Genomic DNA, 19,143 nt, shown 5'->3' on the forward strand with positions numbered 1-19,143 from the left:
GCTGCTCCTTCAGGGAGGGGACCGGGTCGCATCGACCCGGTCCCGATCGGGTGTGGCTCAGAAGTCGTACTCGTCGACGTTGTTCTTGTCGACGATCACGGCCGCGTCGCCCACGAAGACGTTGTCGAAGCCCTCGAGCTTCTTCAGCGAGTCGTACCCCTTGATCCCGAGGTCGGTACCCTCCTCGACCTTCTCACCCTTCACGAGCATCTCCGCGATCTTCAGCTGCGCCTTTCCGGCCATCGCCGGATCCCAGAAGAAGATCTTGTCGATCGAGCCGTCGCCGAGGTACTTCTTCGCGACCGAGGGGATGCTCGTGCCCATGACGCACACCTGGTCTGCGAGGCCAGCCTCCTGGACAGCCCGCGCCGCGCCTGCGACGTCAGTGCCAGCGGACCCCTGGATGCCCTTGAGGTTCGGGTGCTTCGCAATGAGCTCCTTCGTGCGCTGATACGCGACGTTCTCGTCCTCCTTGCTCTCGACCGGGTCCTCCACGCGCTTCATCTTCGGGAACTCGGCCTGCTGCTTGTCATAGGCGCCACCGACCCAGTCCATGTGGGTCTTGGCCGTGAGTCCACCGACGAACTGCACGTATTCGCCTTCGCCCGACATGCACTCGCCGAGGTTGTCCATGATCTGGGCACCGTAGGACTCGTTGTCGAACGCCTCGATGTCGACGTCGGCGTTCTTGATGCCGGCCGCCTCGTGGGCGACCACGACGATGCCCTGATCCCGCGCCTGACCGAGCACCGATTCGAGAGCCTCGGGCGAGTTCGGGACCACCGTGATGGCCGCGGGCGCCTGAGGAATCAGGTCCTGAATGATCTGGATCTGCTTCTCCGGGCTGGCGTCATCAGCGCCCTCCTGCCTGGCGTCGTTGCCAGACTCCTGCGCGTATTCGTTGACTCCGACCTCCATGCGATCGAACCACCCGACGCCGGAGACCTTGACGACCGTCACCATGGTGAGCGGGCCGTCACCCTTGTCTGAGTTTCCGCCCCCGCCGCCGGCAGATCCACCGCCGCCGACCTGGCCACAGCCCGTCAGTGCGAGCGCCGCGACCGCAGCGATTCCGAATCCTGTTGCCACTTTGCGTCGCATAAAACACTCCCTTGTGTGACTTTCCATCAAAATCTTGAAAGTTGGGATGAACTTTCATCCGCTTGGGCAGATTAATTGCCACGCGTGCGGGTTGTCAATGGCAACGCGCCTGCGTTTCGGCGGTTTTTCCGCGCGTGACTGCACGTAATTCACACGCGATTCACACGCAGGCCAGACCTGCGGTGCCCGCAAAGCGGCACCGCGTCGCCGCGACGGATCCCGGCTCAGAGTTCGGGCACGCACTCCACCTGTACGCCGGCCGCCCGCAGCCCGACGAGCGCGGGATGATCCTGCGGCCCGTCCGTGATGAGCAGGTCAATCTCGCCGGGCTGGGCCACATTCGTGAGATGCACCCTGCCGAGCTTTGATGCGTCGGCAACGACGATGATCCGTTCGGCGGCCCGCATGGCAGCGCGCTTCACCGCCCCCTCCTCGTTGCTGTAGTCGGAGAGGCCACGCTTCCCGTCGACTCCTGAGACACCCATGATGTATGCGTCGCAGTTGTATCGCTCGAACGCCGCGACCGACTCGGCACCGATGAGGCTCAGCTCCCCCGGGCGCACGGTGCCGCCGGTCACCAGCACCGTGGTGTTGGGTTCGTTGTGCAGCTCGCTCGCGACAAGGATGCTGGGCGTGACGATCGTCAGCCCGAGCCCTCGCCCCACGAGCGTGCGCGCGACTGCGAGCGCGGTGCTGCCGCTGTCCAACACCACGGTCTCACCCTGCTTGAGGTGATTCACCGCGGCCATGGCGATGTTGACCTTCTCGCGTGCACCGACAAGGGCGCGCGAGTCAAAGCCCGGCTCGACGGCCGTGCCGTGCGCCGCAATCGCGCCGCCCATGATCCTGCGGACGCTGCCTCCGTGCTCGAGCGCCTCGAGATCACGCCGGACGGTCATTTCAGAGACGCCAAATTCCATCGCGAGCGCCTTGAATGAAGCCTCGCCATCGGAGAGGATTCTCCGCTCGATCAGATCCCGCCGCTCTTGCGCTTCCATAGTTCGCCTCCAGGCCAGTCTGAGTACACCATAAATCACGCGATTGTGTTATTGACTCACTTGTGGTTAGCTCATCGTGATTTATTCACACTTTTTGAGGCTCAACACCCATTTCGGAGGAATTATGCCCAACTGGCTTCCCGAGGTCTTCCGCACGCAGAAACCGGTCATCGCGATGCTGCACCTGAGCGCGCTGCCCGGTGATCCCGGCTATGACACGAGCGCTGGCGTTTCGGCGATTGTCGAACGCGCGCGCCGCGAACTCGCAGGACTCCAGGAGGGCGGCGTCGACGGTGTCCTGATCTCTAACGAGTTCAGCCTGCCCTACCTGACCAAGACGGAGCCCATCACGGCGATCACGATGGCCAGGATCATCGGCGAGTTGCAGCGCGACCTGAGCGTGCCCTACGGCGTGAACGTGCTCTGGGACGGGCGCGCCTCGATTGATCTCGCGACCGCAACGGACGCGAAGTTCGTGCGTGAGATTTTCACCGGGGTGTACGCGAGCGACTTCGGACTCTGGGACACAAACGTTGGCGAGGTCGCTCGACACCGCCACCGCATCGGCGCGGCCGGGGTCAAGCTCCTCTTCAACATCGTGCCTGAGTCTGCGAAGTACCTTGCGGATCGGGATCTCGCCTCGATCGCCCGATCAACCGTGTTCGCGTGCAAGCCCGACGCGCTGTGCGTCTCCGGGCTCACGGCCGGCGCCCCCACGGATACCCAATCGCTCACGATCGTGAAGGAGAACGCGGGGGACACCCCCGTCTTCGTGAACACCGGCGTGCGTGCGCACAACGTCGCCGAACAACTTGCGGTCGCAGATGGAGCCGTGATCGGCACCTACTTCAAGCGCGACGGGCGCTTCGAGAATGAAGTCGAGCTGCCCAGGGTCGAGGAGCTCATGTCGGCGGCCCGCGAGTTCCGGGACGCGCGGGTCCCGGCCTAGCCGCCGCGCCGGCGGCGCCGGCGGGTGCCGCGGCGCTGCGCCGGCCCCTCGCGCCGCTGCGCTCGCTGGGAAATCTGCGCCCAACTTCAAGAATTTGGGCATCCAGTTCAGCTGGGTGCAGATCTCCCAGCGAGCGCAGCGCGCCGAGCGCAGCGCGCCGAGCGCGCCGCGCCCCCTACTCCAGCTCCTCCAGGGCGCGCTTCGCGCCCGCGTTCAGCTCGACCGGGTCGGTGGCGAGCGCCGCCTTCGGCGTGAACTCCTCGGCCGCCGAGTGCACCGTCGTGAGCTGGTCGACGTTGCCCCAGATCGTCTTGGTGATCGCGCAGGCGGTGCTGTCGTCGAAGTCGTCGCGCACGAGCAGCATGTTCGACACGACGATGGTCGGCACGTCGGCGTCGGTCTTGTAGGTGTCGGCCGGGATCTCGCCCTCCTCGTAGACGGAGTTGATCTTCTGCATCTCGGGCAGCACGGGCGTGATGTCGAGGAACTCGGCGACGTCCGGGTTCGAGGTGAAGAGCTCGGTGATATTCGGCGTCGGCAGGCCGCCCGACCAGACGAGCGCGTCGATGGTCCCGTTCGTGAGGCCGTCGACGCTCGTCGCGAGGTCGAGGCGCTGCATGTTGACGTCGGTCTGCGGGTCGAGCCCGGCCGACTCGAGCAGGCGGAGCGCGATGACCTCGGTGCCCGACTTGGGCGAGCCGGTCGAGACCGAGTGCCCCTTGAGGTCCTCGAGGGATTCGATGTTCGCGTCCTTGCGCACGAGCACCTGCGTGTAGTTCGAGTGGATCACGCCGAGCGCCTTCACGGGCTGCGGCTCGCCAAAGGCTCCGTCGCCGTTCACGGCGTCCGCCGCGGTGTCGGAGAGCGAGAACGCGATGTCGTAGTCGCCGCCGACGAGCTGCTGCACGTTCTGCACGGACGCGCCCGTCTCGGCGGCCGTGACGCGCAGGTCCGTCTCCGAGCTGAGCAGGTTCGCGATGGCGCCGCCGAGCACGTAGTAGACGCCCGTCGAGTTGCCGGTCGCGATCGTGAGCTGGTCGGAGGGCGCCTCGCAGCCGTCTGATGCGCCGGAGGCGGATCCGGATCCGGAGCTCTCCGAGCTGCGGGGCTGCTGGCCGCCACAGGCCGTGAGGGAGACCGCGACGAGTGCGGCGGCCGAGACGGCGACCGCGACCCTGCGGAGCGGCGTCCGGCGCGACGCGCGGCCGAGGAGGGAGGAGGTGAGTTTCACTGTGGTGTCCTTTCAGAGGGGAGCAATTTGGGCTGAGGAGTCGGCGCCGGATCAGCCGGCCTGGGCGGCCGGGCTCGACGCCCTGACGTCTGAGGCTGGCGCCGGCTCGCCGACGCCCTCGCCCGGGTCCCGTTTGACCCGGATGTAGTTGAGGAGCGTGGCGGCGGCGATGATCGCGAGGCCGGCGAGGATCGAGGGGAGCTCGAGGTAGAGGCAGAGCACGGCGCCCACGATGAAGAGCGCCCGCTCGAGCCAGGTCGCCCGGCCGAAGGCCCAGCCGCCCGTTGCGACGGCGAGCGCCGCGACCGCGACGAGTGAGACGAGGGTCGCCCACGCCGAGGTGCCCCAGTCGCCGTTGAGCAGCAGGCTGCCGCCGGCGGGCGTGAGCACGAAGGCGAGCGGCGCGAGGAACGCGGGCAGCGCGTACTTCATGGCCTGCCACATGGTCTTCATGGTGGCGCCGCCCGTGATGGCCGCCGCGGCGACTGCGGCGAGCGCCGTCGGCGGCGACACCTCCGAGAGCACCGCGTAGTAGAAGATGAACATCGCCGCCTCGGGCTTCTCGACGCCGAGCGTGATGAGGGCGGGCCCGATGATGACCCAGGAGATGATGAAGGACGCCGTGACGGGCACCGCGAGGCCGAGCATCGTGATCGCGATGGCGGCGAGCACTGCCGTGATGACGAGCACGACCTGGGGGTTGTCGCTCACGGCCTGCCCGGCGGCGACGAGCATCTGCGAGAAGGTGAGTCCGACGCCGGTCTTCACGATGACGCTCGTGATGATGCCTGCCGCGGCGCACACCGCGACGACGGGGAGGGACGCCCGGATCCCGTTCGCGAGCGCCCGGTAGAGGTCGCCGGCGTAGTCGAGGAGCGCCGCGCCGCGGGGCTGCCTCACGGAGTCCTCGTCGAGCGGATCCCGACCCGAGACGATCCGCTCGATGAGCCCGAAGAGGGCCGCGACGCCGGTCGCGTACACGATCGCGCGGAACGGGGGCAGGCCCATCGCGAGGAACACGACGATGATGCCGAGCGAGAGGAAGTGATACCCGAAGCGCATGAGCAGGTCGCGGGGGCGCTGCGTCGAGGGGTTCACCGGCTTCGTCGCGAAGCGCCGCGCGTCGATCTCGACCGCGATGAAGATGCCCGCGTAGTAGAGGATCGTGGGGATGAGCGCCCAGATCATGACCTCGAGGTAGGAGACGCCCAGGTACTCGGCGATGATGAACGCCGCGGCGCCGAGCGTCGGCGGCGACAGGATCGCGCCGATGCCCGCTGCCGCGAGCATGCCGCCCGCGCTCTCGCGGGGGTAGCCGGCCTTCTTCAGGATGGGCCAGGCGAGCGAGCCGAGGGTCACTGCCGTCGCGGTTCCGGATCCGGACACCGTGCCGAGCAGGAAGCCGCTCGTCACGACCGTGCGGCCCGCGGCCGAGCGGGACTTGTGGAAGAGGGAGAACGAGAAGTTCACGAAGAAGCGGCCTGCGCCGGTCGCCGAGAGCACCTGGCCGTAGAAGATGAACAGCACGATGTAGGTGGCGGCGACGCTGAGCGGCGTGCCGAAGAAGCCCGACTGGTCGTTGTAGAAGCCGTTGATGATCTGGCTGTAGTTGACGCCTGCGTGGCTGATCGCCCAGTTCATGGGGAGGTAGCCGCCGTAGTAGGCGAAGAGGAAGAAGACGATGCAGAAGATGGGGAGCACGAGGCCCGTGGTGCGCCTCGTCGCCTCGAGCACGAGCAGGGTGAGGAGGGTGCCCGCGATGATGTCGGTCGTGCCGAGCGTGCCCTGGCGGTTCAGGAACTCGTCGAAGCCGCCGCCCCCGTCTCCGATGACGAGCGGCAGCATCGGGTAGGTGCAGACGAGCGCGGCGATGACCGTGAGCAGCATGTCGAACCAGCCGGGCACGTCCGGCTTGCCGTCGTCGGACTTCCTCCTCGTCCGGCCCCGGTAGAGCAGGAAGACGAGGGGGAGCGTCGCCGAGAGGAACGCGATGAGCGAGAACTGATTGCCCTGCTTGAGCGGGAAGAACACCTGCAGAAGCACGAGCGCGGCCACGACGAAGCAGTAGGCCGTGACGATCCGCTCGATCTTCTGCGGGAGCCTGCGCGAGGGCAGCTCCTCGTCGAACTCGTCGATGATGCTCTCGGGCACGGGCACGGCGGTCGTGGTCGGTGTCTCCCGGAGGAGCACGTCGCCGTCGTCTGGCTTCCGCGGAACACCGTCGTTCCGCTCTACATCGTTGTAGCTCATGCGTGGCACGCTAGGACGGGTGCCACGCGCGCCCCAAGCACTTCCCCGAATCCTTGCGTCTCCTTAACATCCGGAACTTCCGGGCCCGACACGGCCGCATGGGAAATCCCTAGACTTGCCGCATGCAGGTTCTCATCGCGGAGGACGACCGCTCGCTCGCGGCGGCGCTCTCCAAGCAGCTGACGCGGAGCGGCCACACGGCAACGCACGTCACGCGCGGCTCCGACGTGCTGCTCGGGCACGCCGACGCTGACCTGCTGCTGCTCGACCTCGGCCTCGAGGACGGCGACGGCTTCAGCGTGATCCGCCAGCTCAGGCTCGTGAACGACCTGCCCATCATCGTGATCACGGCCCGCGGCGACGAGCGATCGACCGTGCTCGCGCTGCGCCTCGGCGCCGACGACTACCTCGTGAAGCCCATGCGGCTGCGCGAGCTCCTGGCCCGCATCGAGGTCGTCTCCCGCAGGCGGCAGCCGAGCGAGGAGCGGCCAGCCGTGCGCGCGGGCGAGGTCGAGATCGACCTCACGGCGCACCGCGTGCTCGTGCGCGGTGAGGAGGTCCCGTTCACGCCGAAAGAGTTCGCGTTGCTCGCGTTCCTCGGGCAGCGGCTCGGGATCGCCGTCAACCGTGAGCAGCTGCTCGACGAGATCTGGGGCGACGCGTTCGCGGCGAAGTCGCGCGCCTTCGACGTGCACCTCGCCGCCGTCAGGCAGAAGCTCTCGGGCGCCGCGACCATCACGACGATCCGCGGTTTCGGGTACCGCCTCGACCCGTAGGCGCCGCACGCGATGAGGCGCTCCGTCCTGATCCCGCTCCTCGTCTTCGGCCTCATCTCGGTCGTCGCGATCATCGGCCCCACCCTCGGCTACATCTCCGAGGCGCGCGCGAACCAGCTGCTCGTGTCGCGCCAGGCCGCGGTCGACCACCTCGTGCAGCTCGCCCGCCCCGCGATCGAGACGGGCACGACGTCGGCGCTGCGGGAGCACCTCGACCGCCACTTCCAGGTCTACGGAGAGTCGACCGTGGTGCTCGACCTTTCCGGCGAGGTCGTCGCCTCGGCGGGCGAGCTGGATCCGGAACGCGACGACGTCGAAGCCGCCGCCGCGGTCGCCGCCCGCAACGTGCCGCAGTGGGAGATCGCGCCAGTGCTCCCGTGGGGCGGAGCGGGCGGGCCGGGCGGCTCGGGCGGCAGCGGGAGCGGCGTCGTCGCGCAGCCCGTGCTCGGCAGCGCGGAACTCAGCCTCGGCACGGTCGTGCTCGAACCGGAGCTCGGCCCCGCGCAGCGCGACGTCGCGATCTCGTGGGGGCTCGTCATCGCGCTCGGGATCGCGCTCATCGCGGGGCTCGTCGTGATCGCGCTGCGCTGGACGAGCTCCGTGCTGCGCCCCGTGCGGGCGCTCGACGAGGCCGCGAGCGCGTTCCCCGCGCACCGCGACCTCAGCGCGATCTCGCGGAAGGCGCCACGCGAGCTGCGCGAGCTCACCCGCTCGATCCTCGTCATGACGGAGAGCATGGAGCACTCGCTCGCCCAGCAGCGGGACTTCGTCGCCGACGCCTCGCACCTGCTGCGGAACCCGCTCGCCGCGATCCGGCTCCGAATCGACGCCCTCCGCGTCGACGACGAGGAGGACGAGGAGCTGCGCATGCTCGACGAGGACGCGGCCAGGATCGAGCGGATCGCCGAGCGCATGCTGAACCTCGCGGGCGTCGAGCACCGCGTGAACGCCGCAGAGTCCGGATCCGGCCCCGCCGCGCAGAAGCTGCGCGTGATCCGCTCGGCCGAGGCGCTCGTGAGCCCCTACCGGCACCTGCACGAGCGGGCCGGGCAACGGCTCGTCGCGGTCGGCGGCGAGGCGACCGTGAACTGCGCCTTCTCCGACCTCGAGGAGATGCTCGAGAACGCCCTCGAGAACGCCCGCAAGTACGCGGGCGACGGCGCGACCGTGACCGTGCGGCTCACGCGGCGGGGCGACTGGACCGAGCTCGCGATCAGCGACGACGGGCCGGGCCTCAGCGACGACGAGCTCGCGCAGGCCGGCGCCCGCTTCTGGCGCTCCGAGCGCACGGGCGCGCTCCCCGGCACGGGCCTCGGGCTAGCGATCCTCACGGGGATCGCCCGCGCGAACGGCGGCGGCGCCGAGTTCGACCGGGCGCCGGAGGGCGGGCTCAGGATCACGATCCGGCTGCGGAGCGACGAGCGATGAGCGGGGCCGGGGCCGGGATCGGGGGCGGGATCCGCCGCCGCACGCTCCTCTCGACCGGCGCGCTCGGCGCCGCCGGGCTGCTCGCCGGCGCGCTGCCCGCGCTCACCGGCTGCGCGCCGGGCGGCGGGGCGCCCAGGATCTCGATGGCGTGCGGCGAACCGGGCGGCACCTACATCCGCTTCGGGCAGGCGCTCGGGCGGGCCGCGAAGGCGCGCGGGATCGCGTCCGCGTTCACGGCGCGCGAGACCGGCGGCAGCGCCGACAACATCGACCTCCTGCTGAGCGGCGAGGCGGAGCTCGGGATCGCGCTCATCGACACCGCCGTCGAGGCGCGCGACGAGCTCGTCTCGCTCGGACGGGTCTACCAGAACTACCTGCAGTGCGTCGTGCTCGCGGATTCCGGGCTCAGGCGGGTCGAGCAGCTCGCGGGGCGGAGCGTGTCGATCGGGGCGACCGGATCCGGCACCGCGGAGTCGGCGCGGCGCACGCTCGCGGCGCTCGGGCTCGAGGGTGCCGAGGGCGGGAGCTCGGCGCAGCTGCTCGAGCTGCGCCTCGCGGACGCCGTGACCCGCCTCGCCGGGGGCTCGATCGACGCGCTCTTCTGGTCGGGCGGGCTGCCCGTGCCCGAGCTCACCCGGATCGAAGCGACCTCGCCCGTGACCCTGCTCGACCTCTCGGCCGCCCTGCCGCCGCTCATCGAGGAGTACGGGCCGCTGTACCAGGAGGCGCTCGTGCCCGCGAACGTGTACGGCTCGCGCGAGCCGCTGCCCGCGATCGGGGTGTCGAACCTCCTACTCGCCCGCCCGACGCTGCCGGCCGGGCTCGCCGAGGGCTTCGCCGACGTGCTCATCGACGACGCGGAACTCCTGATCCCGCAGCCGTCCTACGGGATGCACTTCCTCTCGGCCGAGTCCCTGATCGGCACGATGCCGATCCCCCTGCACGCCGCCGCGGAGCGGCGCTACGCGGAGCGCTACGGGTGAACTCTTCCCTGGTTGATCAACGATTGGAGCAACATGAGTGAGCAGGAGTCTGGATCCGGAGCAGCCAGCGGAGCCGCCGGCGCCGCCTTCGAATACGCCGTGATCGGGGCCGGCATCGTCGGCCTCGCGACCGCGCGCGAGCTCCTCGCGCGGGAGCCGGAGGCCAAGATCGTGGTCATCGAGGGCGAGGACCGGGTCGCGGCGCACCAGACGGGCCACAACTCCGGCGTGATACACAGCGGCGTCTACTACACGCCAGGCTCGCTCAAGGCCAGGCTCTGCGTCGAGGGCGCGCGGCGCATGTACGCGTTCTGCGAGGAGGCGGGCGTGCCCGTCGAACGCGCCGGAAAACTGCTGGTCGCGCGCAATTCTCGCGAGCTGCCCGCGCTCAGGGAGCTCGAGCGGCGCGGGATCGCCAACGGCGTGCCGGGGCTCCGCTGGCTCGAGGGCGACGCGATCCGGGAGGTCGAACCGAACGCGGTCGGCGTCGCGGCGCTGCACTCCCCCAACACGGGCATCGTCGACTACGCGGAGGTGTGCCGCGCGCTCGAGCGCGAGCTGCGCGGGCGCGGCGTGCGCTTCCTCTTCGGCACGCGGGTGTCGGAGCTCGCGCGGAGCGGATCCGCGACGATCGTGCGCGCGGGCGGGCGCGAGCTGCTGCGCGCCGGCTGGGTGGTGGCGTGCGCCGGCCTCTGGTCGGACCGGCTCGCCGCCGCCTCCGGCGCGGATCCCGACCCGCGCATCGTGCCGTTCCGCGGCGCGTACCTGCACCTGGCCGGGGATCCCGCGCCCCAGATCGTGCGCGGCATGATCTACCCGGTTCCGGATCCTGACCTGCCGTTCCTCGGCGTGCACATCACCCGCCACATCGACGGCAGCGTCTCGATCGGGCCGACCGCGTTCGTCGCGGGGGCGCGCGACGCCTACCGGATCTCCCGGGTGCGGCCGCGCGACCTCGCCTCGCTCGCCGCGTGGCCCGGCCTGTGGCGCGTCGGCGCCCGCTACTGGCGCAACGCGTTCACTGAGCTGAAACTCCTGATGAGCCGGCGCGCGATGGTGCGGGCGGCCGCCGAGTACGCGCCCGCGATCGCGCACCTCCCGCTCGCGCCAGGCAGCACCGCGGGCGTGCGCGCGCAGGCCGTCGGCCGCGACGGCACCCTCGTCGACGACTTCGTCATCTCGGACATGCCGGGCGCCACGCACGTGCGGAACGCGCCGTCCCCCGCCGCGACGAGCGCGTTCGCGCTCGCCTCGGAGCTCGTCGACCGCATGGGGCGGTAGGGCGCGCTTGCGCCCGTTACCCCCAGAGCCGGGTGTCGCGGGTGATCTCCGACGCCTCGAGGCCCGGGGCGCTCAACAGCGCGTCGGCGCACTCGCGCGAACAGGCGATGAGGGTCGAGTTGAGGTCGATCTCCGAGACGAGCACCCAGGCGCGGTCGTCGGGCCAGATGAGGTTCGGGGTGAGCGGTGCGTCCGCGTCAATCCGGCGAGGGTCCACCCAGGGCGCGCGCTCAGGCCAGGTCTCCGCGGCGAACGAGGCCACCCCCGCGGAGAAACAAATGTAGCGGCGATCGGGCAGTTCGAGGCGCTGGCCCGCCACAGCCTCGCGCCCCAGAATGCCCGTGCCGCGAGGCTTCGGCAGGCTGGGCGCGACGAGTTCGAGCACGGCAGACCGGATCCCGAACCGACGCAGGTGCTCTCGCGCGCTCAGCAGCCGGTGCCGCAGGCGCGAGACGGGGCGCCACTCCGCGGTTGCGAAGAAGAAGCCGACCCCCTGCGAACTCGTGAGTCCGGAGAACCCCTCCCAGACCGCGGCAGCCCCCTGATCAGGCGTGGAGGTGTGGAGCGCAAGCACGTCGGCGATCCGCGCGAGCGTGGCGGGATCATTTTGCCCCTCCGTCGGCTCCGAGTAGTACCAGCCGTCCTCGCCGAGCACATCGGAGTTCCCGCCGTACTCGGACGCCCCCATCACCCGCCACGAGAGCGGCACCGGGTCCAGCGTCGTGCCGAGCGCCGCGGCCGTCGCCGCCCAGCTCACCGCCTCCGCGCGCTGATCCTCGGGGCGAACGCGCCTGAACGGCGAGAGCACCCTGATGAGCGCAGGAAAGCCCGCGGGCACAATCGCGGCGAGCGCGTCGACCGGGCGCCCGGGGACCGGGGCACCGTGCGCACCCTCGTGCAGGGGCACGAGCCAGTCCCCGACCGATCCGGGCAGCCACCCGAACAGGGATCCGGAACCGCCCGCGCTCACGCCCGGCCTCCTCCACTCACAGGGATTTCTGCACTCAACTTCAAGAATTTTGGCATTTGGCCTCGCTGAGCGAGGAAGTCCCGGCGAGCGCGGCGCTCGCGCGCGCAGCGGGCGCTCACGGCTCCAAGATCACCTTGCCCGTGGTGCGCCGGCCCTCCAGCGCCTCGTGCGCGGCCGCGGCCTCGGCGAGGGGGAAGCGTGCGCCGATCCGGATGTTGATCTCGCCCTCCGCGATCCCGGCGAAGAGCTCGCCGTAGCGCCACGCGCGTTCCTCGGGCGTGAGCAGGAAGTACGCGAGCGAGGGGCGCGTGACCGAGAGCGCGCCGCCGGCGTTCAGGCGCTGCAGGTCGAAGGGCGGCACGGGGCCGCTCGCCCCGCCGAACAGCACGAGCTCGCCGCGCACGCGGAGAGCGTCGAGCGAGCCGTCGAACGTCGTCTTGCCGACGCCGTCGTACGCGACCGCGACGCCCTCCCCGCCCGTGAGCTCCCGAGCGCGCTCGGCGAAGCCCTCGTAGTCGAGCACCTCGGCGGCGCCGGCCGCGAGGCTGAGCTCGCGCTTCTCGGGCGTCGAGACGGTCGTGATCACGCGAACTCCCCGCGTGACCAGGATCTGCGTGAGCAGCAGCCCGACGCCGCCCGCGCCCGCGTGGACGAGCGCCGTCTCACCCGGCTCGGGCGTCGCAGCGGAGGTCGCGAGGTAGTGGGCGGTGAGGCCCTGGAGCGGGATCGCCGCCGCGACGTCCGTCGCGATGCCCTCGGGCACGCGCACCGCCTTGGCCGCCTCCACCACGAAGCGGTCGGCGTAGCTCGCGCGCGCCTCCGCGGTCGCGATGAGGTCGCCGGGCTCGAAGCCGCTCGCGCCCTCGCCGAGCTCGAGCACGCGCCCCGAGCCCTCAGCCCCCGGCGTGAACGGGAACGGCACCTGATAGAGGCCCGAGCGCTGATACGTCTCGATGAAGTTGACGCCGACTCCCGTGGTCTGCACGAGAATTTCGCCCGGACCGGGCTTCGGATCGCCCACCTCGACGAACTCGAGGACCTCCGGCCCTCCCGGGTGCTGTGCCACGATCGCGCGAATGCTCATGCTTCGAGCCTAGGCACGCTTCGGCCCGCCGCGCCAGGGGTGCGGCCCCACGGACGCTGCGATCGCTCAGTATTCTGCGCTCGTTCACACGATTCACCGCGCAAACTGCGGAGCGACTGCAGAATGCGGAGCGAGCGCAGCGCGCGGGCCGGGATCCGGCCCCGGATCTGGATCTGGCCCCGGATCCTGATCCTGATCCGGATCCTGATCCAGACCCAACCGCCCCGAGCCCCCTACCGAGCCTTCCGCGCCCGCCCGACGGCGAGCGCCGTGAGCGCGAGCCCGAGCCCGCCCCAGAGCGCGAGCAGCACCGCGGCGATCCCGGCCCCGGAGGCGCCAGAGGCCACGGCCTGGAAGCCCGAGAGCGCGGCGCCGATCGGGCTCGCGTCGCCGACCGCGGCGAGCGGGCCTGGCACGGTCGACACGATGCCGACGGCGAAGGCGACCACGAGCAGCGCGAAGGCGACGAAGCGCCCGACCCCGCCGAGGAGCGCCGAGAGTCCCTGCACCACGAGCGAGAACGTGATCCCCGCGAGCAGTGCGAGCCCGAAGAAGGCGGCGAACTGCCCGACCGAGTAGCCGAGCGCGATCGGCAGCACGACGCCCGCGATCGCGCCCTGCACGGCGCCGACCCCGATCGCGGGGAGGGCGCTGCGCAGCGTGATGTAACCGACGCCGCGCGCGGCGTCGCGGGTGCGGCTCCAGAGCGGGGCGAGCATGAGGAACATGGCGAGCGCCCCCGCCCACAGCGCGATTCCCGCGAAGAGCGGGACGCCGGAGGAGTTGAAGAGCTCGTCGCTGCCGCCGCGCGCCTCGACCGTCTGCACGGCGTGCGAGGCGAGCCTGTCTCGCTCGGCCTCCGTGTAGTTCGGGATCCCGCTCACAGCCTCGCCGAGGCCCTTGGCGAGCGAGTGGGTGCCGTCGGCGGACCGGCGCGCGCCGTCCGCGAGCTGCGAGGCGCCGTCCGCGAGCGCTGGCGTGCCCGCCGCGAGCTCGGAGGCGCCGCCCGCGAGCTCCGACGCGCCGCCAGCGAGCTGGGACGCGCCGCCGGAGAGCGAGGCAGCGCCGCCCGCGAGGCCCTCGGCGCCGACGGCGAGCTGCTCGCCGCCCGCTGCGATGCCTGCCGCGCCGTTCGCGAGCTCGTTCGCGCCGTTCGCGGCCTGGCGCGCGCCGACCGCGAGCTGGGTTCCGCCGGCCTTGAGCGCGTCGATCTGGCCGAGCGCTCCCGACTCGTCGAGCCCGGCGATGACCTGGTCGAGGAGCCCCACGACGACCGCTGGGTCGGTTCCGGGCGGCAGCGGGATCGTGCCCGCGGCAATCCCGTCGCGCGTGGCCCGCAGTTCCCCGATTCCCGTCGTGATCCCGTCGAGCGCCTGGTTCACGCCTCCCGTGTACTGCTCGACACCCGTCGCGAGGCCCGCGAGACCCGCGTTCTGGCCCGTGCCCGTGCCGTCGCCCGTCGCGAAGACGCGCATGCCCGAGGCGAAGCCGTTGAGGCCGGGGTTCGCCGCGGTGCCGTCGCCCGAGACGAAGAGGCGCAGGCCCGAGGCGAGCTGCGCCGCGCCGTCCGAGAGCGATGAGGCGCCCGAGGCGAGGGATCCGGCGCCGCCAGCGAGCTCGCCGGCGCCACCCGCGAGCTGCTGGGTGCCGTCCGCGAGCTGCCTGGTGCCGTCGGCGAGGCCGGTGGCGCCCGAGGCGAGCTGGTCGCCGCCGTCCGCGAGCTTGTTGGCGCCGTCGGCCGCGTCGCTCAGCCCCCTGTGGAGCTCGTTCATGCCGACGAACACCGTGCCGATGAACTGTTCGCCGAGCTCACGGTTCAGCACGGTCGTCGCGGTCTGCGTCACGATGTTCGAGAGCGCGGTGTCAATCAGCCGGCCCTGCGTGCTCTCGGCGATGTCGATGTGGGCGGTCTCGATCTTCTCCGGCCCCGCGTTCGCCGAGGTCGCGGCGGCGGAGAAGTTCTCGGGGATCGTGACCGAGGTCGCGAAGCGCCCGTCGGAAATCCCGGCCTCGGCGTCCTCCGCGTCGGTGAGCACCCAGGTGAAGTTCGTGTCCTCGTCGCCCGCGATGAGCTCGGCGGCGAGCACGCGGCCGAGCGGCACGAGCTGCCCGTCGAGCTCGACCGGCTCGTCCGCGTTCACGACCGCGGCCGTCACGGTGTCGAGCCGCTCGGTCGGGTTCCAGAGGCCCCAGAGCAGCACGCCCGCGACGGTGAGCGGCACGAGCACGAGGCCGAGGATCGTGGTCCAGCGGACGGGCTTTCGCCCGCGCAGCCTGGTGAGCGATGCGGTCATCGTGCGCCTCCTTCCGCGAGGGCCTGGTGTGTTGCTGAGGGGGCGTGGTCGGTTGGCGCGAGGGCGGAGTCGGTTCCTGCGGATGCGGCCGCCCCGGATCCGGCGTCCGCGAGCCGCACGAAGTCGGTCCCCGGCGGCAGGATCCTGGCGGCGAGCGCCCCGTCGCCGAGCACGACCACGGTGAGCGCGGGCGACTTGCCCCGCCCGGCCTCGACGGCGGCCGCCGCGATCCCGGACCTGAGCGGCTCGATGCGCTCGAGCGGCATGGGCCGCTCGGACGCGCCCCGCAGGTCGAGGAGCGCGACGGCGGGGCGATCCCGCAGCGACTCTCGCAGCGATTCGGGATCCGCCCACGCCGCGCGCGAGCGGAGCGAGGAGGCGCGCTCGGGCAGGAGCAGCCCGGCGACCTTCACGGTTCCCGCGACGATCGCGCCGCGCCCCGTGAGCGCCTCGGCGAGCGGGAGCGAGACGGGATCCTGCGGGTCGAGCACGAGCACGCGCCCGGCCGGGATCCGGAGCGACGGCACCACGAGGTTGCCAGGCAGGCGCAGCCCGTCGGCCGCGATCGCGGCGCCCGGCATGTCGGCGGGCCACTCGGCGTGGGCGAGCTCGCGCGCGAGACCCTCGCCCTCGACGTCGAAGGAAGGCAGCAGCTTCGCGAGCCAGCGCGGCATCCGCCACGCCTGGTCGCCGAGGAGCGCGAGGACCGCGGGCACGAGGGTCATGCGCACGATGAACGCGTCGACGAAGACACCGACGGCGAGGCCGAGCGCGATGACCTTGATGCTCGGGTCGCCCTCAGGCACGAACGCCGCGAACACGGCGAACATGATGAGGGCCGCCGCCGTCACGACCTTCGCGCTGCCGACGAAGCCGCGCTGGATCGCCGACTGCGCGTCTGCGCCGTGCACGTACTCCTCGCGGATCCGGGACACGAGGAACACCTCGTAGTCCATGGCGAGGCCGAAGAGCACGCCCATCAGGATGATCGGCATGAAGCTCAGCACGGGCCCCGTCGACGAGACATGCAAAATGTCGGCCATGAAACCGAGCTGGAACACCCCGACCACGGCCCCGAAGGCCGCGCCGACCGAGAGGAGGTAGCCGAGCGTCGCCTTGATCGGCACCCAGATCGATCGGAACACCATCGCGAGCAGCACGAGCGAGAGGCCGACGACGAGGATCCCGAACGGCAGGAGCGCGTGCATGAGCATCTCGGAGACGTCGATGCCGACGGCCGTGAAGCCCGTGACGGCGAGGCTCACGCCGTACTCCTCCTCCCACTCGTCGTGCTTGTCGCGGAGCGCGTGCACGAGCTCTGTGGTGCTCTCGGCGTGCGGCCCCTCCTCGGGCACGACCTGGATGATTCCCGTGTCAGCGCCCTGGTTCGGGGTCGCGAGCGGCACCTCGGCGACGCCCGGCACCTTCCGCACCTCGTCGGCGAGGTCCGCCATCAGGCCGAGCGGATCGGTGCTCGAGATGATCGAGCCCGTGAGGAGCAGCGGCCCGTTCGCACCGGCGCCGAAGTGCTCGCCCGTGAGCTCGTAGGTGACGCGGGCGGGGTCGTCGGCGGGGAGCGAGGTCGCGTTCGGGAGCGCGAGCCGGAGCTGGAGCGCCGGGGTCGCGGCGAGGCCGAGCGCGACGAGCACGGCGACGATCGTGATGATCGGCTTCTTCGTGACGGTGCGCACCCAGCCGGCGAAGAAGCGGTCGGCGCGCGAGGGGCGGTGCGGTTGCTCGGGGACTGCGGCGGCCCCGGATCCGGATCCGCTCGCCTCGAGCGCGCGCCGCTGCTTCTTGGGCAGGATCCGGAGCTTCGCCATCGCCATGATCGCCGGCGTGAGCGTGACGGCGATGAGCACCGCGATCGCGACGGCCGCGGCGGCCGCGATCCCGAGCGCCGTGAGGAAGGGGATGCCCGCGACGGCGAGCCCCACGAGCGCGATGATGACGGTGAGGCCCGCGAACACGACGGCGGAGCCGGAGGTCGCGGTCGCCCGCGCGATCGACTCGTCGACGGGCACGCCGGCGCGCAGCTGCTCCTGGTGGCGGCTCACGATGAAGAGGGTGTAGTCGATGCCGACCGCGAGCCCGAGCATGAGCGCGAGCATGGGTGTCGTCGAGGTGAGGTCGGCGAACGCGGTGACGAAGAACAGGCCCGCGATCGAGACGCCGACGCCGATGATCGCGATGATCAGGGGCATTCCGGCCGCGAGCAGGGAGCCGAGCGTGAGGAGGAGCACGACGAACGCGACGACGACGCCGATCGCCTCGGTCGGGCTGATGCCCGGGACCGCGGCCGAGAACGCGTCGCCGCCGTAGGAGCTCTCGGCGCCCTCCGGGAGCTCGCCCGCGATCGCGTCGGCGGTCTGCTCGATGCCCGCGACCGTGGAGTCTGGGAGGCTGCCGACCTCGCCCTCGATCTGGATCGTGACGAGCGCGGCCCGCCCGTCCTCGGAGAGCCCGCCGCTCACGAGCTCGCTGAACGGGGTCTGCACCGCCGTGACGTGTTCGACTCCCTCGAGCTGCTTCGCGGCGTCCGTGATGATGCCGCGGTAGGGCTCGTCCTCGACGTTCTCGCCCTCGGCCGCGACGACGATGATCGTCGCGCTCGTGCCGCTCACCTCGGGGAAGGTGTGGCCGAGCGAGGTGATCGCCTCCTGGGACTCCGTGCCCGGGATCGTGATCGGGGCGTTCGCGCCCTGGCCGAAGAGCAGCGCCCCCGCGCCGAGGAGCGCGAGGAGTCCGATCCAGAGGATGAGGACGAGCTTTCTCGCCCTCGTCGCCCAGCGCCCGAGGGCGTAGAGAAGCGTGGACATTGCGGCCTTCCGGTGTGGGCGGATGCTTCGGGGCCCGGCTGATCGGGCACGATACACAAGTGTATCCGTTTCGATACACTAATGTATCCTGGACCTCCTAGGAGGCTCCTGAGCATTCGGCTAGAGGGCCGCGCGCGAGTGGGAGGATGACGGGATGCTGAGCGACAACGCCACCGAGCGTGAGGAACCCGGAACGGACCACGCGCCGAGCGCGCGCCGCCTCGAGACCCGCACGCGCCTCCTCGACGGCGCGACGCTCGTGTTCGCGGAGGAGGGCCTGCGCGGCGCCTCCGTCGAGTCGATCTGCCAGCGCGCGGGCTTCTCGCGCGGCGCCTTCTACTCGAACTTCTCGAGCAAGGAGGAGCTCTTCATCGCGCTCCTCGACCGCGAGTACCTGCACCGCGCGAGCTGGGTGCGCGAGCGCGTCGACGAGGTGACGAAACTCGTCGCCGAGCAGGGCGCCTGCGTCACCCCCGAGGACGCCGCCCGCTACGTCGCCGAGTTCTTCGCGCCAACGGGCAACGAGGCGACCTGGTTCGCGCTCGAGTCAGAGTTCACGCTCCTCGCGATGCGGGATCCCGAGGACGGCCCAGGCTTTTCCGACTTCATCGTACGGTTCCGGATCGAGTTGGCCGAGCTCGTTGAGCAGATCATCCACGCGGCGGGCCGCCGCTTCCGCATCCCCGCGGAGCGCGCCATGCCCGTGCTCGCGGGCATCTACGACCGCGCGTTCAAGGTCACGGCGCTCGCCGGTGCCTCCGCGCCCGAGGGCTTCGACGAACTCGGCGAGCGCATCGCGGAGGTGCTGTTCGCCCTGACGGAGGAGGCGTAGCGCGCGCCGCGCCGCGCCGCGCCGCACGCGCCCGCCCCCGCATTCGCGTTGGCAGGCAATTCTGCGCCCAACTCGACCAGATGCCGAAATTCTTCGAGTTGAGCGCAGATCTCCCTGTGAGCGCAGGACGCAGCTTGCGCCCGAGTT

The 19,143-nt window shown here is 71.0% G+C and carries 14 protein-coding genes; 6 read left to right on the top strand and 8 right to left on the bottom strand.

Translation table 11 applies throughout. The features are described 5' to 3' along the window. Positions 1 to 57: 57 nt before the first annotated feature. Positions 58 to 1,101 carry an autoinducer 2 ABC transporter substrate-binding protein gene (locus tag ACOPJ3_RS00845; RefSeq protein ID WP_427869938.1) on the bottom strand — a complete coding sequence of 348 codons (1,044 nt, stop codon included), beginning with the start codon at positions 1,099 to 1,101 and terminating at the stop codon, positions 58 to 60. 224 nt (positions 1,102 to 1,325) lie between these two features. Next, positions 1,326 to 2,099, bottom strand: a complete 774-nt coding sequence (locus ACOPJ3_RS00850; protein ID WP_427869939.1) for a DeoR/GlpR family DNA-binding transcription regulator — start codon at positions 2,097 to 2,099, stop codon at positions 1,326 to 1,328. A 124-nt stretch (positions 2,100 to 2,223) separates the two neighbouring features. Between ACOPJ3_RS00850 and ACOPJ3_RS00855 the strand changes: the two genes are divergently transcribed. Beyond that, on the top strand, positions 2,224 to 3,048 hold the full coding sequence (locus ACOPJ3_RS00855) for a BtpA/SgcQ family protein (RefSeq protein WP_427869940.1): 825 nt from the start codon (positions 2,224 to 2,226) through the stop codon (positions 3,046 to 3,048). A 175-nt stretch (positions 3,049 to 3,223) separates the two neighbouring features. On the opposite strand, the gene ACOPJ3_RS00860 is transcribed toward ACOPJ3_RS00855, so the two are convergent. Then, the gene (locus tag ACOPJ3_RS00860; RefSeq protein ID WP_427869941.1) at positions 3,224 to 4,279 is read right to left on the bottom strand and encodes a TAXI family TRAP transporter solute-binding subunit; all 1,056 of its coding nucleotides are present in this window, start codon (positions 4,277 to 4,279) and stop codon (positions 3,224 to 3,226) included. Positions 4,280 to 4,330: 51 nt separating this feature from the next. After that, a complete protein-coding gene (locus ACOPJ3_RS00865) occupies positions 4,331 to 6,529 on the bottom strand; it encodes a TRAP transporter permease (RefSeq protein WP_427869942.1) in 2,199 nt (732 codons plus the stop codon). 122 nt (positions 6,530 to 6,651) lie between these two features. On the opposite strand from ACOPJ3_RS00865, the gene ACOPJ3_RS00870 reads away from it, so the two are divergent. The 4 genes from ACOPJ3_RS00870 to lhgO are packed head-to-tail and all read left to right on the top strand — an operon-like array spanning position 6,652 to position 10,997. After that, complete coding sequence (locus tag ACOPJ3_RS00870) at positions 6,652 to 7,305, top strand: response regulator transcription factor (RefSeq protein ID WP_427869943.1); 654 nt, start codon at positions 6,652 to 6,654, stop codon at positions 7,303 to 7,305. Between the two features lie 12 nt (positions 7,306 to 7,317). Further along, a complete protein-coding gene (locus tag ACOPJ3_RS00875; protein WP_427869944.1) occupies positions 7,318 to 8,733 on the top strand; it encodes a sensor histidine kinase in 1,416 nt (471 codons plus the stop codon). After that, the gene (locus ACOPJ3_RS00880) at positions 8,730 to 9,716 is read left to right on the top strand and encodes a TAXI family TRAP transporter solute-binding subunit (protein ID WP_427869945.1); all 987 of its coding nucleotides are present in this window, start codon (positions 8,730 to 8,732) and stop codon (positions 9,714 to 9,716) included. Before ACOPJ3_RS00875 ends, ACOPJ3_RS00880 begins: the two co-directional genes overlap by 4 nt. A gap of 33 nt (positions 9,717 to 9,749) precedes the next feature. Further along, positions 9,750 to 10,997: an L-2-hydroxyglutarate oxidase gene (lhgO, locus tag ACOPJ3_RS00885; RefSeq protein ID WP_427869946.1), complete on the top strand. Its 1,248-nt coding sequence runs from the start codon at positions 9,750 to 9,752 to the stop codon at positions 10,995 to 10,997. Positions 10,998 to 11,013: 16 nt separating this feature from the next. Here the strand turns inward: lhgO and ACOPJ3_RS00890 are convergent, their stop codons facing one another. The 4 genes from ACOPJ3_RS00890 to ACOPJ3_RS00905 form a co-directional block, all read right to left on the bottom strand. Continuing rightward, positions 11,014 to 11,967: a hypothetical protein gene (locus ACOPJ3_RS00890; protein ID WP_427869947.1), complete on the bottom strand. Its 954-nt coding sequence runs from the start codon at positions 11,965 to 11,967 to the stop codon at positions 11,014 to 11,016. 115 nt (positions 11,968 to 12,082) lie between these two features. Beyond that, entirely contained in the window at positions 12,083 to 13,051 is a 969-nt protein-coding gene (locus ACOPJ3_RS00895; protein WP_427869948.1) for a quinone oxidoreductase family protein, read from the bottom strand. A gap of 233 nt (positions 13,052 to 13,284) precedes the next feature. After that, positions 13,285 to 15,345 (bottom strand): YhgE/Pip family protein, encoded by a 2,061-nt coding sequence (locus ACOPJ3_RS00900; RefSeq protein ID WP_427869949.1) that lies wholly within the window; start codon positions 15,343 to 15,345, stop codon positions 13,285 to 13,287. Continuing rightward, on the bottom strand, positions 15,342 to 18,164 hold the full coding sequence (locus ACOPJ3_RS00905) for an MMPL family transporter (protein ID WP_427869950.1): 2,823 nt from the start codon (positions 18,162 to 18,164) through the stop codon (positions 15,342 to 15,344). Before ACOPJ3_RS00905 ends, ACOPJ3_RS00900 begins: the two co-directional genes overlap by 4 nt. Before the next feature lie 154 nt (positions 18,165 to 18,318). On the opposite strand from ACOPJ3_RS00905, the gene ACOPJ3_RS00910 reads away from it, so the two are divergent. Continuing rightward, complete coding sequence (locus ACOPJ3_RS00910; protein ID WP_427869951.1) at positions 18,319 to 18,996, top strand: TetR/AcrR family transcriptional regulator; 678 nt, start codon at positions 18,319 to 18,321, stop codon at positions 18,994 to 18,996. Positions 18,997 to 19,143 lie beyond the last annotated feature (147 nt).

The sequence above is a fragment of the Leucobacter luti genome (genome assembly GCF_050310065.1).
GTDB classification, from domain to species: domain Bacteria; phylum Actinomycetota; class Actinomycetes; order Actinomycetales; family Microbacteriaceae; genus Leucobacter; species Leucobacter luti_B.

Bases quoted from the DNA above. Each gene is read 5' to 3' on its own strand.
- ACOPJ3_RS00850 (WP_427869939.1), bottom strand. From the start codon at position 2,099: ATGGAAGCGCAAGAGCGGCGGGATCTGATCGAGCGGAGAATCCTCTCC.
- lhgO (WP_427869946.1), top strand. From the start codon at position 9,750: ATGAGTGAGCAGGAGTCTGGATCCGGAGCAGCCAGCGGAGCCGCCGGC.
- ACOPJ3_RS00905 (WP_427869950.1), bottom strand. From the start codon at position 18,164: ATGTCCACGCTTCTCTACGCCCTCGGGCGCTGGGCGACGAGGGCGAGA.
- ACOPJ3_RS00880 (WP_427869945.1), top strand. From the start codon at position 8,730: ATGAGCGGGGCCGGGGCCGGGATCGGGGGCGGGATCCGCCGCCGCACG.
- ACOPJ3_RS00900 (WP_427869949.1), bottom strand. From the start codon at position 15,345: ATGACCGCATCGCTCACCAGGCTGCGCGGGCGAAAGCCCGTCCGCTGG.
- ACOPJ3_RS00855 (WP_427869940.1), top strand. From the start codon at position 2,224: ATGCCCAACTGGCTTCCCGAGGTCTTCCGCACGCAGAAACCGGTCATC.
- ACOPJ3_RS00895 (WP_427869948.1), bottom strand. From the start codon at position 13,051: ATGAGCATTCGCGCGATCGTGGCACAGCACCCGGGAGGGCCGGAGGTC.
- ACOPJ3_RS00875 (WP_427869944.1), top strand. From the start codon at position 7,318: ATGAGGCGCTCCGTCCTGATCCCGCTCCTCGTCTTCGGCCTCATCTCG.
- ACOPJ3_RS00870 (WP_427869943.1), top strand. From the start codon at position 6,652: ATGCAGGTTCTCATCGCGGAGGACGACCGCTCGCTCGCGGCGGCGCTC.
- ACOPJ3_RS00910 (WP_427869951.1), top strand. From the start codon at position 18,319: ATGCTGAGCGACAACGCCACCGAGCGTGAGGAACCCGGAACGGACCAC.
- ACOPJ3_RS00845 (WP_427869938.1), bottom strand. From the start codon at position 1,101: ATGCGACGCAAAGTGGCAACAGGATTCGGAATCGCTGCGGTCGCGGCG.
- ACOPJ3_RS00865 (WP_427869942.1), bottom strand. From the start codon at position 6,529: ATGAGCTACAACGATGTAGAGCGGAACGACGGTGTTCCGCGGAAGCCA.